Here is a 15,393-nt window from a genome sequence, read left to right as displayed (position 1 = left end):
AGGCTCTGTTCAAGGTCCGTGTGCGGTATCGGGCCGGGTACGGCTGGCTCGCAGTGACGATGTCGCTGTTCAAGGTCCGTTTGCGGTATCGGACCGGATACGGGGGGCTCGCGATGACAGTACTCTTTCGTACCATGAAAGTCAGCGCACAATACCGCGCCGGGGCGACGTTTGCGCCAGAAACGACAGCATCAGTTGTACATCGGGCGCCGATTCGGGGTGCGAGTTCACCAAGTCGGCCATGCTGTCCTGCGCGGCTTGCAGTGTCAGGTCGCGCCGGTACAAGGCCTTGTGCATGGCTTTGACGACACTGATGCGCTCGGGCGAAAAACCGCGCCGGCGCAAGCCCTCATAGTTCATCGAGCGCGCCACCGCCGGTTGCCCCTGGCACATGACAAAGGGTGGCAGGTCGGCCAGCAGCACCGAACAAATCGCCGTCATGCTGTGGGCGCCGATCCGCACGAACTGGTGCACCATGGTAAAGCCCGCCAGAATGGCCCAATCACCCACATGCACGTGGCCGGCCAGCGTGGAATTGTTGGCAAAAATGGTGTGGTTGCCCACCTGGCAGTCATGCGCCAGATGCACATAGGCCATCAGCCAGTTGTCATCGCCCACCCGGGTCACGCCCACATCACCTGGTGAGCCGATGTTGAAGGTGCAAAACTCGCGAATGGTGTTGCGCTCGCCAATGACCAGCTCACACGGTTCACCAGCGTACTTCTTGTCCTGCGGAATCGCCCCGAGCGAGGCGAACTGGAAAATGCGGTTGTCGCGCCCGATGGTGGTATGGCCTTCGAGCACGCAGTGCGGGCCCACGGTGGTGCCGGCAGCAATCTTGACGTGCGGACCAATGACGGTGTAGGGCCCGACCGTGACGGAGCTGTCGAGCTCGGCTGCCGGGTCAATGATGGCGGTGGGATGAATGGCAGTCAAGGGAGCATCCTCAGGCGATCTTGCGGAAGGCGCAGGTGAGTTCGGCCTCTACGGCAACCACGCCATCGACCGAAGCGCGCGTCTGGAACTTGAAAATGCCGGATTTCGAGCGCACCAGGGTCGCCTCCAGAATCAACTGGTCGCCAGGCTCCACAGGCCGCTTGAAGCGCACGCCTTCCATGCCAGCAAAGTAATAGACGTTGTCTTCGGTGGCACCAGAGTCCATGGCATCAAAGGCCAGCAAGGCAGACGCCTGAGCCAGGGCTTCGAGCATCAGCACGCCCGGCATCACCGGACGGTACGGGAAATGGCCCTGAAAAAAGGGCTCGTTGATGGTGACATTTTTTAGCGCCTTGATGGTTTTACCCTTGTCGATCTCAATCACCCGGTCCACCAGAAGAAACGGGTAGCGGTGCGGCAGCTTGGTGAGAATTTTGTGAATGTCCATCAGGAATGTCCTTGGTTTGAATTTTGTCCGGATTTGAGTTGCGCCTCGAGCGCCCGCAGGCGCTCGCGCAGACGCGCCAATTGTTTGAGTGCGGCCGCATTCTTTTCCCACGCGGCGTTGTCGTCGATCGGAAAAATGCCGGTGTAGAGGCCCGGCTTGCTGATGGAGCGCATGACCATCGAGCCGGCAGAGATGTTGACCCCATCGGCCAGCGTCAAATGGCCCAGCACATTGCCGCTGCCGCCAATGGTGCAATGCGCGCCAATAATGGCACTGCCCGCCACGCCGGAACAACCCGCCATGGCCGTGTGCTTGCCAATATGCACGTTATGGCCAATCTGGATCAGGTTGTCGAGCTTGACGCCGTCTTCGATCACGGTATCTTGCAGGGCACCGCGGTCAATACAGGTGTTGGCACCAATTTCCACATCGTTGCCGATGCGCACAGCCCCGAGCTGCTCAATTTTTTCCCAAGCACCCGCGTTGGGGGCAAAGCCAAAGCCGTCAGCCCCGATCACCACCCCCGAATGAATGAGGCAGCGCTCGCCCACCACACAGCGTTCGCCCAGCGTGACGCGTGACCTGAGCTCGGTGTCGGCACCCACCACGGCACCCGCTTCGACCACGCACAACGCGCCGATGCGCGCGCTTGGGTGAACTCGCGCTTGCGGGTCGATCACGGCACTCGGATGAATCAGCGGCCTGCTCACGCCAGGCAGGCTCTTTTTCCAGAGCTGGGTGACGCGGGCATAGTACAAATAGGGCTGGTCGGTGACGATGCAGGCACCGCGTGCGCGCGCCTGTTGCGCAAACTGCGGGCTGACGATCACGCAGGAGGCTTGGCAGTCAATCAGTTGCTTGAGGAACCTGGGCTGGCTGAGAAAGCTCAATTGCCCGGTCTGCGCGCTTTCGAGTGGGGCCAAGCCCTCGATCAACAGATGCGCATCGCCATGCAGCTCACCGCCCAGCGCATCGACGATTGAACCTAAACGCAGGGTCACAAGCCTCTCAACTTTAAAGTAACTTACTTGGCTGGCGCGGTGTTGAGCGCCTTGATGACTTTGTCAGTCATGTCGTGCTTGGGGTTGACATACACCGCATCCTGAAAGATGAAGTCGTAGTTTTCAGCCACAGCGATGTCCTTGATGGCCTTGTTGGCGCGCTGAATCACCAATTGCAGTTCTTCATTTTTGCGCGCGTTCAGGTCTTCCTGGAAATCCCGACGCTTTTTTTGAAAATCGCGGTCCTGTTCGAGCAATTCCCTTTGCCGGGCCTGGCGCTGGGTTTCCGGCAAGGTGGGTGCATCGCGTTCAAAGGTATCGGCCAAAGTCTTGATGCGGGCACCCAGGTCAACCAACTCCTTTTCGCGCTTGGCAAACTCCTGCTCTAGCTTGGTCTGCGCCGCCTTGGCGGTACCGGCTTCCTTGAGCACCCGGTCGGTGCTGACAAAACCCATGCGCAACTCCTGCGCCTGGAGCGACATCATAGCCAGGCCGCAAAACGTGAATGCACAAAGATGGCGTAAAAAATGGTTCATTAGAAACTTGTCCCGATCTGAAATTGCATGTTCTGAATTCTATCGTTATCAAACTTGCGCAGCGGCTTGGCAAACGCCAGGCGCAATGGCCCGACCGGCGAAATCCAGCTGATGCCGATGCCTGCCGAGGAGCGCAGGTCGTTGGCATTGGCGTTGTCCGCGTCGTCGCCGGCAATCATGCCAATGTCCCAGAAGCCATACAAGCGCAACGTGCGGTCGTTGCCGGCGCCAGGAAACGGCGCCAGGATTTCCATGTTGAGATTGAACTTGCGCTGGCCACCGATCACGGTATCGAATTGATCGCGCGGCCCCAGGCTGCCCTGCTCGAACCCGCGCACCGAGCCCAGGCCGCCACCATAAAAATTCTTGAACACCGGGTAGGGCTTGCTGCCACCGCTCCAGCCGTAACCAAATTCAGCGTTGCCCGCAAAGGTAAATTGCTTGTTCAGGGGGATGTACTGCTGGAACTTGTAGGTGGCACGCAAATATTGGACATCGCCGGCAAAAGACCACTCGGCATTGGCCCGTTGCAAACGTCCGCTGTTAGGGGCCAGCGAACTGTCACGACTGTCACGCGCCCAGCCCACCGTCAAAGGCACCGCTGTTGATGAGTCGCCGTAGTCTTTAACGTAAGCAGCCCAAGTGGTGGGCAATGAACCTTTGATGGTCGAATTTTCTACGCCAAGCCCAAAAAATACGGTGTCAGTTTCAGAAAACGGCACACCAAAACGGATGCCCGCGCCAGCCGTCACCAGCTGGTAGCGATCCGGGTCTTCGTAGGGTTTGGTCGTGCGGTAATAAAGGTCGAGCGTACGCGACACGCCGTCCTCGGTGAAATAGGGGTCGGTGGTGTTGAGCACCATCAACCGGTTGGTCTTGCTGGTATTGACCTGAAGGCCCAACGAGTTGCCCGACCCAAACGCATTCTCCTGTTTCAGGCCAAATGACAGGCCGAGGCCATCACCACTGGAATAACCGGCGCCCAGACTCAGGCTGCCAGTGGGCTTTTCAAGCACATTGATGGTCAGGTCCACCTGGTCCGGCGTGCCCGGAACCTCTTGCGTTTCAACGGCAACTTCGCCAAAGTAGCCCAAGCGGTCCACCCGGTCGCGTGACAGACGAATTTTTTCGCCGTCGTACCAGGAAGCTTCGAGCTGGCGGAATTCGCGGCGCACCACCACGTCGCGGGTGCGGGTGTTGCCTGCCACGTTGATCTGGCGCACGTAGGCCCGGCGCGACGGGTCGGCTTGCAGCACCAGGGCCACACGGTTGTTGACCCGGTCAATCTCGGGCAAGGCTTGCACCCGCGCAAACGCATAGCCGAAGTTGCCAAAGTAGTCGGTAAACGCCTTGATGGTTTTGGCCACTTCTTCGGCGTTGTAGGCCTGGCCGGGGCGAATCGCCACCAGGGATTTGAACTCGTCATCCTTGCCGAGGTACTGACCGGCCAGCCGCACGCTGCTCACCACATAGCGCTCGCCCTCGGTGATGTTGATATTGATGCCAATGTCGGTCTTGTTCGGCAGAATGGCCACCTGGGTCGAATCAATCTTGAATTCAAGATAGCCCCGCGTCAGGTAATAGGAGCGCAAGGTTTCAATATCGGCATTGAGTTTGGCGCGCGAATAGCGATTGGACTTGGTGTACCAACTCAGCCAGCCGCCGGTGTCAAGGTCAAACAAACCAAGCAATTTGGATTCAGAAAACGCCTTGCTGCCAACGATGCGGATTTCGCTGATGGTGGCTGGTTCGCCCTCGACCACGGTAAAGGTCAGGTTGACGCGGTTGCGCTCGATCGGCGTGACCGTAGTCACCACCTGGGCGGCGTACAGGCTGCGGTTGATGTACTGGCGCTTGAGCTCCTGCTCGGCACGGTCGAGTTGGGCCTTGTCGAAAGGTCGGCCATCGGCCAGTCCGATATCGCGCAGGGATTTGACCAGCACGTCCTTGTCGAATTCCTTGGTGCCGACGAACTCCACATTGGCCACGGTGGGGCGCTCCTCGACCACCACCACCAGCACATCGCCAGTCACGTCGATGCGCACGTCCTTGAACAGGCCCAACGCAAACAGGCTCTGGATGGCGGCTGCGCCCTTGTCATCGCTGTAGGTGTCGCCAACCCGCACCGGCAATGACACAAAAACAGTGCCCGGCTCGACCCGCTGCAAGCCCTCGATGCGGATGTCGCGCACGGTGAACGGATCGACGGCCCAGGCTGCCTGAGCGGCAAAAAGCAGCGATGTCAGGGCAGTGAGTGTGTTAAGGCGAAAACGATTGAAATGCATTTTAAAAATCATAAAAGGACGGCATGCGCGCAAGCACTGCCATCACTAACCAAACAAACGGGAAATGTCGTTAAAAATCGCAATCGACATCATGAGCATCAGGATGGCAACACCCCCTTGCTGCAAGCGCTCCAGCCACCAGTCCGAAACCGGCCGACCCGTCACACCCTCCCAAAGATAATACATCAGGTGCCCGCCATCCAGAACCGGCAAGGGCAGCAAATTCAACACCCCCAGACTGACGCTGATCAGCGCCAGAAAGATCAGGTACTGCGTCAGTCCCAGCCCCGCCGACTTGCCCGCATAGTCAGCGATGGTCAGGGGGCCGCTGATGTTTTTGACCGAGGCTTCGCCAATCAGCATCTTGCCCATCATCTTGAGCGTCAGCGTTGAAACGTCCCAGGTTTTCACCAGCGCCTGCCAGCTGCCATCGAACACGCCATAGCGCACCAGCACCTGCTCAGGGAACGCGCCCACATAGGCACCAATGCGGCCAATGGCCTGGTCCTGCGCCATCACGACCTGCGGCGTCACCTTGAGTTGCAGGCGCTGGCCGTCACGCAAAATGGTCCAGAGCTGGGTCGGTGCCACCTGATTCGCCACGGATTGACGAATCAACTGACGCAATTGTTGGCCATCAGTGATCAGCTTGCCATCAACCTGGGTCACTTCGTCGCCTGCCAGCAAACCGGCTTGCAGCGCCGCCGAGTCGGGCAGGATGTCGCCAAGCACGGGGCGCGTCAACGGGCCGATCAAGCCAATTTTCTGGAACATTTGCGCATCGACATCCTTACTGTCGAATCCAGAGAGCTTGAGCAGAAATTCTCGCTCGGTGCTGGCGGTATCGGCTTGCACCCAGAGCCTGACGTCTTGCCCCTCCAGCGCGCCACGGGTCAACTGCCAGCGCAGGTCTTCAAAAGACCGCACTTCGATCTCGGCCTCACCGTCGAGTGCGGCGCGCAGCACACGCTCGCCGCCCACCAAGCCCGCCTGACTCGCGATGGAGTCGGCCACGGGGGGTGCCAGCAGCGCTGCCGGGAGTTGCACCCCGTTCCAGTTGACCAGGCTGTAGAGCAACACCGCCAGCAGCAAATTAGCCAGCGGGCCAGCGGCCACGATGGCCGTGCGCCGCCCCAGGCTCTGGGTGTTAAAGGCCAGATGGCGCTCGGCTGGCGGCACTGGGGCTTCGCGCTCATCGAGCATCTTGACAAAGCCACCCAGCGGAAACAGCGCCAGCACGAATTCCGTGCCGCTTACCTTGGATTGCCAGCGCAACAGCGGCTTGCCGAAACCAATGGAGAAACGCAACACCTTGACACCACAGGCCACGGCCACCCGGTAATGTCCATATTCATGAACGGCAATCAGCAGGGCAATGGCGACGATGAAGGCGACAAAGGTCAACATGCGATCAGACCGTCAATGCGCCAGCCGTGCCACCACGCGGGTGGCTGCGTCGCGGCTCAGCGCATCGAGCGCAAGCAGGTCGTCCAACGACCCCGGTGCCGCAGGCTGCACGCTGCTCAGGGTTTCCAGAGTGACGGCATGCATTTGGTCAAAGCGGATTTGACTGGCCAGAAAAGCCGCCACCGCCACCTCGTTGGCCGCGTTGAGCACCGCCGTGGTGCCCGCCGGCGCAGCAAGCACCGACCAGGCCAGCGCCAAGCCCGGGAAACGCTGGCCGTGGCCGTTGCTGTCAATTGCCTCGAAGGTCAGGCCTGCCATGGCCCGGAAATCAAGCGCGCTGGCACCCGAGGCCATGCGCTGCGGCCACGACAGGCCGTAGGCAATGGGCACCTTCATGTCAGGCGTGCCGAGTTGGGCAACCACAGAATGGTCGCGGTACTGCACCATCGAGTGGATGACACTTTGCGGATGGATCACCACCTCGATTTGCTGCGGCGCCACGCCGAACAGGTAGTGCGCCTCGATGACTTCGAGCGCCTTGTTCATCATGGTGGCCGAATCGACCGAAATTTTGCGCCCCATCACCCAGTTGGGGTGGGCGCAGGCCTGGTCAGGCGTGATGTCGGCAAAGCTCGCCGGGTCGCGCTGGCGGAACGGCCCACCCGAGGCGGTCAGAATGATTTTGTCGATCTGCGCTGCCCAATTGGCTTGATCATCAGGCAGCGACTGAAACACGGCCGAGTGCTCGCTGTCAATGGGCAGGAGCTTGGCGCCGCCTGCCGCCACGGCTTGCAAAAAGTAGTCGCCACCAACCACCAGCGCTTCCTTGTTGGCCAGCAACAAGCGTTTGCCGGCGCGCGCCGCAGCCAGGCACGAAGCCAACCCGGCGGCACCCACAATGGCCGCCATCACCACATCGACCTGCTCGTGCCGGGCCATTGCCGTGATTTCAGCGGCGCCACACAGCACCTGCGTCGGCAAACCCAGCGCACGACATTGGCGCGCCAGCTCCTGGCCATGCGCGCTGCTTGCCATGACAGCAAACGCAGGCCGAAACTGCACGCATTGCTGCAGCAATTTGTCAACCTGGGTGGCGGCGGTCAGGGCGAAGACTTCAAACCGATCGGGGTGCAGCGCCAGCACTTCAAGCGTGCTGACGCCGATCGAGCCGGTCGAGCCGAGAATCGCAACGCGCTGTTTGATCAATCCGGTGGGGTCAGACATGGTTACTTTCAAAAGGTGTAAAGCATCATGGCCAGCGGCAAGGTCGGCAGCATGGCATCGATGCGGTCGAGCACGCCGCCATGCCCCGGCAGCAGCTTGCTGCTGTCCTTGGCCCCGGCGCTGCGCTTGACCAGCGATTCGATCAGGTCGCCCACCACACTCATGGCCGCCAGGAACAAACAGGCGATCACCGCAAACAGCACCCCACGCCCGGCCAGATGGCTGTAAAAACCAGGCACCGCGGGTTGCGCCCAGAGGTCGAATTGGCGCCAGCCCCAGGCCAGCAACAGCACCGCCGCCATACCGCCAAAGACGCCTTCCCAGCTTTTGCCGGGGCTGATCGATGCCGCCAGTTTGCGCTTGATGAGGCGCCCGCCCCAGGTGCGTCCGGCAAAGTAGGCACCAATGTCGGCCGCCCACACCAGGGTAAAGACGGAGAGCAGAAAGTGGGTGCCGATCAGCCTGGCCTGCGCCACCGCCAGCCACGTGACCACCAGCGCCAGCAAGCCGACCAGCAAACGAAAACTGTGATTGACTTGACCCCAGGCGGGCACGCCGGCGCGCAACATCCAGCCGCCCAACAGGACCCAGGCAGCCCCGGCGCAAAGCCAAATTCGCGGCAAGGGCTGCGTCAGCCAACCAGACCACCACAGCAGCGCGCAGATCGCCGCCGTCGCAGCCGCTGCCAGGTAACTTGCCGACATCGCCCAGGCATTCAAACGCGCCCACTCCCAGGTGGCAGCGGCCACGAACAGCAGCGCCAACAAATTGAAGGGGGCCGGATCACGGTAAAAAAGCGCGGGCAACAACACCAGCATCAGCAGCACAGCCGTGATCACGCGTTGCTTGAGCATGGCATCACCTCAGTTGGGGACGGTCGGCGCGGCACCGGCTTCGTTCTGGCCGGAAACCTTGCCAAAGCGGCGCTCGCGCGCGCCGAAGCTTTGAATGGCCAGGTCAAGCTCGGCCTCGTCAAAATCCGGCCACAGCTTGTCGGAAAAGAAAAATTCGGAATAGGCCGACTGCCACAGTAAAAAGTTGCTGACGCGCTGCTCACCGCCGGTACGGATGACCAGCTCAGGGTCGGGCACGTGCGCCAGCGCCATTGCCTGGTTCAAATGCTGCTCGGTCATCGCCAAGCCTTGGGCGGCCACGCGCGCGGCGGCCTGCACGATGTCCCAGCGACCACCGTAGTTGAAGCAGACGTTCAAAATCAACTTGTGGTTATCCACCGTGGCAGCTTCGGCCTGCGCGATGCCCTTGAGCACGCGGCCTGAGAGCCCCTGGCGATCCCCAATGAAACGCAATTGCACGCCATCGCTCTTGAGCTGTGGCACCTCGCGCCCCAGGGCCATGGCAAACAGATCCATCAGCCCCGAGACTTCTTCTTGCGGGCGCTGCCAGTTTTCAGACGAAAAGGCAAACACGGTGAGCACCTTGATGCCGCGTGCATCGCAGGCCCGCGCACAGCGCTTGAGCGAATCCACGCCCTGCTTGTGGCCCGCAATGCGCGGCAAAAACCGCCTCGAGGCCCAGCGCCCGTTGCCGTCCATGACGATGGCCACGTGGTGCGGCGTTGAGGTGTTCGTCATGCCCGGTCAAACCGCCATGATGTCTTGCTCTTTGGCGGCCACCAGTTGATCGATCGCGCCGACGTGTTTATCGGTCACTTTTTGAATGTCGGTTTCGCAGCGCTTTTGCTCATCCTCGGACGCCAGCTTGTCCTTGACCAGTTTCTTGACCGCTTCATTGGCATCGCGACGCAAGTTGCGCACGGCAATTTTGGCGCCCTCGCCCTCGTTGCGCACCAGCTTGGTGAGCTCCTTGCGGCGCTCCTCCGACATGGGCGGCATCGGCACCCGGATCAGGTCGCCCATGGACGACGGATTCAGGCCGAGGTCGCTGTCGCGAATGGCTTTTTCGATCTTGGCGCCCATGCCCTTTTCCCAGGGCTGCACGCTGACCGTGCGAGAGTCGAGCAGCGACACATTGGCCACCTGGCTGATCGGCACCAGCGAGCCGTAATAGTCCACCTGCACCGTGTCGAGAATGGCCGGGTTGGCGCGACCGGTGCGAATCTTGGTCAGATTGTGTTTGAAAGCCTCGATGGACTGGTCCATCTTGGTTTCTGCATTTGTTTTAATTTCGGCGACTGACATGGGTCTTTCCTCACTCAGGGTTCAAAACGAAAAACGATTCACAGATGATACGTGCAGACCGCCTCAGGCATAAACCAGGGTACCCTCATCTTCTCCCATAACCACGCGTTCGAGCGCGCCATGCTTGAAGATGGAAAACACCTTGACCGGCAATTTCTGGTCGCGGCACAGGGCAAAGGCCGTGGCGTCCATGATGCCCAGATTTTGCGACATGGCGTCGTCAAAGGAAATTTTGCTGTAACGTGTTGCTGTCGGATCTTTTTTGGGGTCAGCGCTGTAAACGCCATCGACCTTGGTGGCCTTGAGCACAATCTCGGCGCCAATCTCGGCACCGCGCAAGGCAGCGGCGGTGTCGGTGGTAAAGAACGGGTTGCCGGTGCCGGCAGCAAAAATCACCACCTTGCCCTCTTCGAGGTACTGCAGCGCCTTGGGCCGAACATAGGGCTCCACCACCTGCTCGATGGCAATGGCCGACATCACGCGTGCCGTCAGGCCGGCCTTGTTCATGGTGTCGCCCAGCGCCAGCGAATTCATCACGGTGGCCAGCATGCCCATGTAATCGGCCGTGGCCCGGTCCATGCCGACCGAACCACCCGCCACACCGCGGAAGATATTGCCACCGCCAATGACCACAGCCACCTGCACGCCGAGTTCGGTCACGCCCACGATTTCATCGACCATGCGAACGATCGTGTCGCGGTTGATGCCAAACAGGTCGTCTCCCATCAAAGCCTCTCCCGACAATTTAAGCAAAATGCGCTTGTAGGCAGGTTTGGCATCGGACATGGTGGGCTCCTTGGGTTTGTGGTGGGCAATGAAACAGTACGGGTTGGATCAGGCGGCTTGTTGCGCAGCAGCGACCTGGGCCGCCACCTCGGCAGCGAAGTCATCTACCTTTTTCTCGATGCCCTCACCCACCACATAAAGCGTAAAGGCCTTGACCGTGGTAGCCGTGTCCTTGAGCATTTGCTCGACCGTTTGCTTGTCGTTCTTGACAAACGACTGGTTGAGCAAAGAAACCTCCTTGAGGAATTTCTGAACGCCGCCTTCAACGCGCTTGGCCACAATTTCTGCGGACTGCACAGGCTTGCCGGCGGCCGTGGCCACAGCAGCATCTTCGGCCGCCTTGGCGGCAGCCACCGAGCGCTCGCGCGCCACCAGTTCGGCGGGCACATCAGCGCTTGACAAAGCCACAGGTTTCATGGCGGCTACATGCATGGCGACATCCTTGGCGGCCACGTCACTGCCCTCAAACTCAACCACCACACCAATGCGGGTGCCGTGCAGGTAGCTGGCCAGCTTGTTGCCGCTGGCGAAACGCTTGAAACGGCGAAAGCTCATGTTCTCACCAATCTTGCCGATCAGCCCCTTGCGCACGTCTTCAAGCGTCGGGCCAAAGCCGTCCTGGGTGTAAGGCAAGGCGCCAAGGGCGGCCACATCGGCCGGATTGTGTTGAACGATCAGGCCGGCGGCGGCGTTGGCCAAAGCCAGGAAGCTGTCGTTCTTGGTAACAAAGTCGGTTTCGCAATTGACTTCGAGCAAAGCACCCACACCGGAGTCAAAGCTGTAAACCACCACGCCTTCGGCCGTGATGCGGCCAGCGGCCTTGCCTGCTTTACTACCCAGTTTGACGCGCAACAGTTCTTCGGCCTTGACCATATCGCCTTCGGCCTCGGTCAGGGCGCGCTTGCACTCCATCATGGGGGCATCGGTTTTGCCCCGCAGTTCAGCCACCATGCTTGCGGTAATTACAGCCATTTTTTTCTCCGGAAATCAGTTCAGTTAATCAATTGAAATTAAAAAAAAGGGGCGCATGAGCCCCCCTTTGGATTGGGGTCGCCAACCAATCAGGCAGCCGCCTCATTGACCTCGACAAATTCATCGGCACCGTTGTCTTCGGCCACCGCCTTGACCACGTCGTCCATGGCGTTGGCCCGGCCTTCGAGGATTGCGTCGGCAATGCCACGAGCGTACAGGGCAACGGCTTTGGATGAGTCGTCGTTACCCGGAATGACGTAGTCGATGCCTTCGGGCGAATGGTTGGTGTCCACCACGGCAATCAGTGGAATGCCCAGCTTGCGGGCCTCAGAAATGGCAATCTTGTGGTAACCCACGTCGATCACAAAAATGGCATCCGGCAAGGTCGCCATGTCCTGGATACCGCCAATGTCTTTTTCCAGCTTGGCCATCTCACGGGAAAACATGAGCTGCTCTTTTTTGCTCATGGCATCAAGACCGGCTTCTTGCTGGATTTTCATGTCCTTGAGCCGCTTGATCGAGGTTTTGACGGTCTTGAAGTTGGTCAGCATGCCGCCGAGCCAACGTGTCTCAACGAAGGGAACGCCGGCGCGTTGCGCCTCGAGGGCCACGGTCTCGCGCGCCTGGCGCTTGGTGCCGACCATCAGCACGGTACCGCGATTGGCCGAAATCTGACGGGCAAATTTGGCGGCTTCCTGGAACATCGGCAGCGATTTTTCCAGATTGATAATGTGAATTTTGTTGCGATGGCCAAAGATAAAGGGGGCCATCTTGGGATTCCAGAAGCGGGTCTGGTGACCAAAGTGGACACCGGCTTCCAGCATCTCGCGCATGGTAACTGCCATAAAAATACTCCAAAGGTTAGGTCTGAAATCCAGTTCGTTTTGCCAAGTTTCTGACAACACCTTGATGAACTGGTTTGCGGATTACTTTGCGGCTTGCATCTTGGTGCCCAAGACGCCTGCAGCAAAGCCCGCGGAGTATAGCACTGCGGCCCTGCACGGTTTACTGCAACGGGGCCGAGGCCGGGGGAGTGGTCGGCAGCGAGCTGCTGAAAAGCTGGGCGGCATCGACCGCGTCAAAGCGGTACTGGAGGCCGCAAAAATCGCAGCCCACCTCAATCTCATCACGCTCGCGCAAAATGCTGTCGGCCTCTGCCTGGCCCAGGCCAACGATCATCCGGGCCACCCGCTCCCGGCTGCAGGCGCATGAAAAATGCGGGCCCGCCTGTCCCCGCAGGGGCTCAAAGCGCAGCAGCTTTTCTTCCCAGAACAGCCGGTGCAAGATGGTATCGACATCCAGCGTCAACAACTCTTCGCGCTTGAGGCTCGAAGCCAAAATAGCGATCCGGTTGTAGGCCTCGCTACGGCCGATGTGGTCTTCTTCCGACGCTTGCGCGCGGCCCGCCAGATTGCCCGCGCCCGCCATCGGCAAGCGTTGAATCAGCAGGCCGGCGGCCACCCGGTCGTCGGCGGCCAGCACCAGGGTGGTGTCCAACTGCTCACTTTGCAGCATGTAGTGCTGCAGCACATCGCTGAAGTTTTCGAGCTTTTCGCGCGCATCACCAAACAGCGGTACCACGCCCTGGTAGGGCTGCTGGCCGGGCTGGCGGTCCTTGGGGTCGAGCGTGATGGCGCAACGCCCGGCATTGCCCACGTTGACCATCTGGCTCATGCTGGCATTGGGCGCAAGCTCGCCATTCACGGTGGCGGTGGCGCGCAGGGCAAAGTCGCTCTGCACTTCAACCACCGCGAGCTTGACCGGGCCGTCACCAAACACCTGCACGATCAGCGAACCGTTGAACTTGATGTTGGACTGCATCAGCACCGCCGCGGCGGTCATCTCGCCCAGCAGCGCCTGCACCGGCCGCGGGTAAGCGCCATGCGTGGTGTTGCTGGCGCGACGGCGCAAGATTTCCATCCAGGCATCAGTCAATCGCACCACGGCACCGCGCACCGGGAGGCCGTCAAAGATAAATTTGTGAATTTCGGACATGAAAACCCTCGCGGGTCAGGCAAGCTTGTGCAAGCTGGCCTTGAAGCGCTGCGCGTTGGCTACGTAATGTCGGGCGCTCTCGCGCAGCCCCTGCAACTGCTCTGGTGTGAGCTGGCGCACCGCCTTGGCCGGGCTGCCGATGATCATGGAACCATCGGGAAACGCCTTGCCCTCGGTCACCAGCGCGCCCGCGCCCACCAGGCAGCCCTTGCCAATTTTGGCACCGTTGAGCACCACCGCGCCAATACCAATCAGGCTGTCGTCGCCCACGGTGCAACCGTGCAGCATGGCCTTGTGGCCCACCGTCACGCCAGAGCCGATGGTCAGCGGCATGCCAACATCGGCGTGCAGCACGCTCAGGTCCTGGATGTTGGTCCGCGCGCCGATCCGGATGGTGTCGGTATCGCCGCGCACCACCACGCCAAACCAGATACCGACCTGCTCGCCCAGCACCACATCGCCCATCACCTCGGCGCTGTCGGCCACCCAGGCCGAGTCAGCGACCTGCGGCTTTATGCCGTCAACTTCATAAATTGCCATCATCAGCTTTCAAAATCATTTGCTTAAGGACACCCTGCATCACTCTGACGAATTGTGGCAGCACGGACTCGGGCGCTCTGCGGCGTTGCATTTTTTGCCAATAGCTACGGCTATTGGCTGCAAATTGCGCCTTGCAGCGCATCCCGATCCGCCCTACCCCAATTTCGCCAGAGCGATGCGGAGTATCCCTAAAATTGTAGGGAAACACCCGACGCTCATGCACCCCATTATTTCAAGCCCGGCTCCAGGCGAGCCAAATTTGCCCAAACCAGAGTCGCTGCGCCTTGCATGCCTGCGCCTGCTGCAAGTCAAGGCCACGCAGGACAAGGCGGCGCGGGTGCGCGCCACGGACACTGTCCGCTGCACACTGGATGCAGCTGAAATTTTTCCCGAGCCGCCCGGCCTGCCCGGACGCCCCCAGCGCCCGCTGCTGGTGCAACCGGCGCAACTCAAGACCCGCGCCGTCGGCACCCTGGAAGGCCGCGCCGGACTGATCCATGCGCTGACCCACATCGAGGCCAACGCCATCAACCTGGCGCTCGACATGGTGTGGCGCTTTGCCGGCATGCCCAACGAGTTCTACCGCGATTGGTGGCGCGTGGCGCAAGAGGAATCGCTGCATTTTGAATTGCTCAACGCGCACCTGAACCGAATGGGTTTTGCTTATGGCGACTTTCCCGCCCACGACGGTTTGTGGGACATGGCAGAGCGCACCAAAAACGATGTGTTGGCGCGCCTGGCGCTGGTGCCGCGCACGTTGGAGGCGCGCGGCCTGGATGCCACGCCAGCGGTGCGCATGCGCCTGGTGTCGGCGGGCGACCTGGCGGCGGCCAAAATTCTCGACATCATCCTGCGCGACGAAATCGGCCACGTGGCCATTGGCAACCGCTGGTACCGTTTTCTTTGCGAGTTGCGCCAACTCGACCCCCTCAGCAGCTATGCCGAACTGGCGCTGCGCTATCAGGCGCCCACCCTCAAGGGCCCGTTCAACCTGGATGCGCGCCGCGCCGCAGGTTTTACCGAAGCCGAACTCAGCGCCTTGAACTCTGCCCCGTCACTGCGAGCCATCCGTACCCGGCCCGATACCGCACACGGACCTTGAAC

16 protein-coding genes are annotated in these 15,393 nt (G+C 60.5%); 1 reads left to right on the top strand and 15 read right to left on the bottom strand.

The window, feature by feature from the left end:
* Window positions 1–141: 141 nt before the first annotated feature.
* From lpxA to IBX54_RS06795, 15 genes are all read right to left on the bottom strand, one after another.
* Entirely contained in the window at window positions 142–936 is a 795-nt protein-coding gene (lpxA, locus tag IBX54_RS06865) for an acyl-ACP--UDP-N-acetylglucosamine O-acyltransferase (RefSeq protein WP_296541921.1), read from the bottom strand.
* A 10-nt stretch (window positions 937–946) separates the two neighbouring features.
* A complete protein-coding gene (gene fabZ / locus IBX54_RS06860) occupies window positions 947–1,384 on the bottom strand; it encodes a 3-hydroxyacyl-ACP dehydratase FabZ (protein ID WP_296541920.1) in 438 nt (145 codons plus the stop codon).
* A complete protein-coding gene (gene lpxD / locus IBX54_RS06855; protein ID WP_296541919.1) occupies window positions 1,384–2,385 on the bottom strand; it encodes a UDP-3-O-(3-hydroxymyristoyl)glucosamine N-acyltransferase in 1,002 nt (333 codons plus the stop codon). Before lpxD ends, fabZ begins: the two co-directional genes overlap by 1 nt.
* Window positions 2,386–2,408: 23 nt before the next feature.
* Window positions 2,409–2,870 (bottom strand): OmpH family outer membrane protein, encoded by a 462-nt coding sequence (locus tag IBX54_RS06850; RefSeq protein ID WP_296541918.1) that lies wholly within the window; start codon window positions 2,868–2,870, stop codon window positions 2,409–2,411.
* Window positions 2,871–2,920: 50 nt separating this feature from the next.
* Window positions 2,921–5,206, bottom strand: a complete 2,286-nt coding sequence (gene bamA / locus IBX54_RS06845) for an outer membrane protein assembly factor BamA (protein ID WP_296541917.1) — start codon at window positions 5,204–5,206, stop codon at window positions 2,921–2,923.
* A 45-nt stretch (window positions 5,207–5,251) separates the two neighbouring features.
* Window positions 5,252–6,613, bottom strand: a complete 1,362-nt coding sequence (gene rseP, locus IBX54_RS06840) for an RIP metalloprotease RseP (protein WP_296541916.1) — start codon at window positions 6,611–6,613, stop codon at window positions 5,252–5,254.
* A gap of 12 nt (window positions 6,614–6,625) precedes the next feature.
* Entirely contained in the window at window positions 6,626–7,837 is a 1,212-nt protein-coding gene (dxr, locus tag IBX54_RS06835; RefSeq protein WP_296541915.1) for a 1-deoxy-D-xylulose-5-phosphate reductoisomerase, read from the bottom strand.
* Window positions 7,838–7,845: 8 nt separating this feature from the next.
* Window positions 7,846–8,691, bottom strand: coding sequence for a phosphatidate cytidylyltransferase (locus IBX54_RS06830; RefSeq protein ID WP_296541914.1), 846 nt, complete (start codon window positions 8,689–8,691; stop codon window positions 7,846–7,848).
* Window positions 8,692–8,700: 9 nt separating this feature from the next.
* Window positions 8,701–9,429, bottom strand: a complete 729-nt coding sequence (gene uppS / locus IBX54_RS06825) for a polyprenyl diphosphate synthase (protein WP_296541913.1) — start codon at window positions 9,427–9,429, stop codon at window positions 8,701–8,703.
* A 6-nt stretch (window positions 9,430–9,435) separates the two neighbouring features.
* Window positions 9,436–9,996: a ribosome recycling factor gene (gene frr, locus IBX54_RS06820; protein WP_296541912.1), complete on the bottom strand. Its 561-nt coding sequence runs from the start codon at window positions 9,994–9,996 to the stop codon at window positions 9,436–9,438.
* Between the two features lie 63 nt (window positions 9,997–10,059).
* Complete coding sequence (gene pyrH, locus IBX54_RS06815; protein WP_296541911.1) at window positions 10,060–10,782, bottom strand: UMP kinase; 723 nt, start codon at window positions 10,780–10,782, stop codon at window positions 10,060–10,062.
* A 48-nt stretch (window positions 10,783–10,830) separates the two neighbouring features.
* A complete protein-coding gene (gene tsf / locus IBX54_RS06810; protein ID WP_296541910.1) occupies window positions 10,831–11,754 on the bottom strand; it encodes a translation elongation factor Ts in 924 nt (307 codons plus the stop codon).
* An 89-nt stretch (window positions 11,755–11,843) separates the two neighbouring features.
* Complete coding sequence (gene rpsB, locus IBX54_RS06805; protein WP_296541909.1) at window positions 11,844–12,599, bottom strand: 30S ribosomal protein S2; 756 nt, start codon at window positions 12,597–12,599, stop codon at window positions 11,844–11,846.
* Window positions 12,600–12,759: 160 nt separating this feature from the next.
* Window positions 12,760–13,749: an Hsp33 family molecular chaperone HslO gene (locus tag IBX54_RS06800; RefSeq protein ID WP_296541908.1), complete on the bottom strand. Its 990-nt coding sequence runs from the start codon at window positions 13,747–13,749 to the stop codon at window positions 12,760–12,762.
* 15 nt (window positions 13,750–13,764) lie between these two features.
* Entirely contained in the window at window positions 13,765–14,289 is a 525-nt protein-coding gene (locus IBX54_RS06795; protein WP_296541922.1) for a gamma carbonic anhydrase family protein, read from the bottom strand.
* Window positions 14,290–14,548: 259 nt separating this feature from the next.
* On the opposite strand from IBX54_RS06795, the gene IBX54_RS06790 reads away from it, so the two are divergent.
* Window positions 14,549–15,391, top strand: coding sequence for a ferritin-like domain-containing protein (locus tag IBX54_RS06790; RefSeq protein ID WP_296541907.1), 843 nt, complete (start codon window positions 14,549–14,551; stop codon window positions 15,389–15,391).
* Window positions 15,392–15,393 lie beyond the last annotated feature (2 nt).

It is taken from the genome of Rhodoferax sp. (genome assembly GCF_014859475.1).
In the GTDB taxonomy this organism is placed as follows: domain Bacteria; phylum Pseudomonadota; class Gammaproteobacteria; order Burkholderiales; family Burkholderiaceae_C; genus Rhodoferax.
Note: the sequence above shows the minus strand (reverse complement) of the source record. Positions and strands in the feature narration are given on the sequence as shown.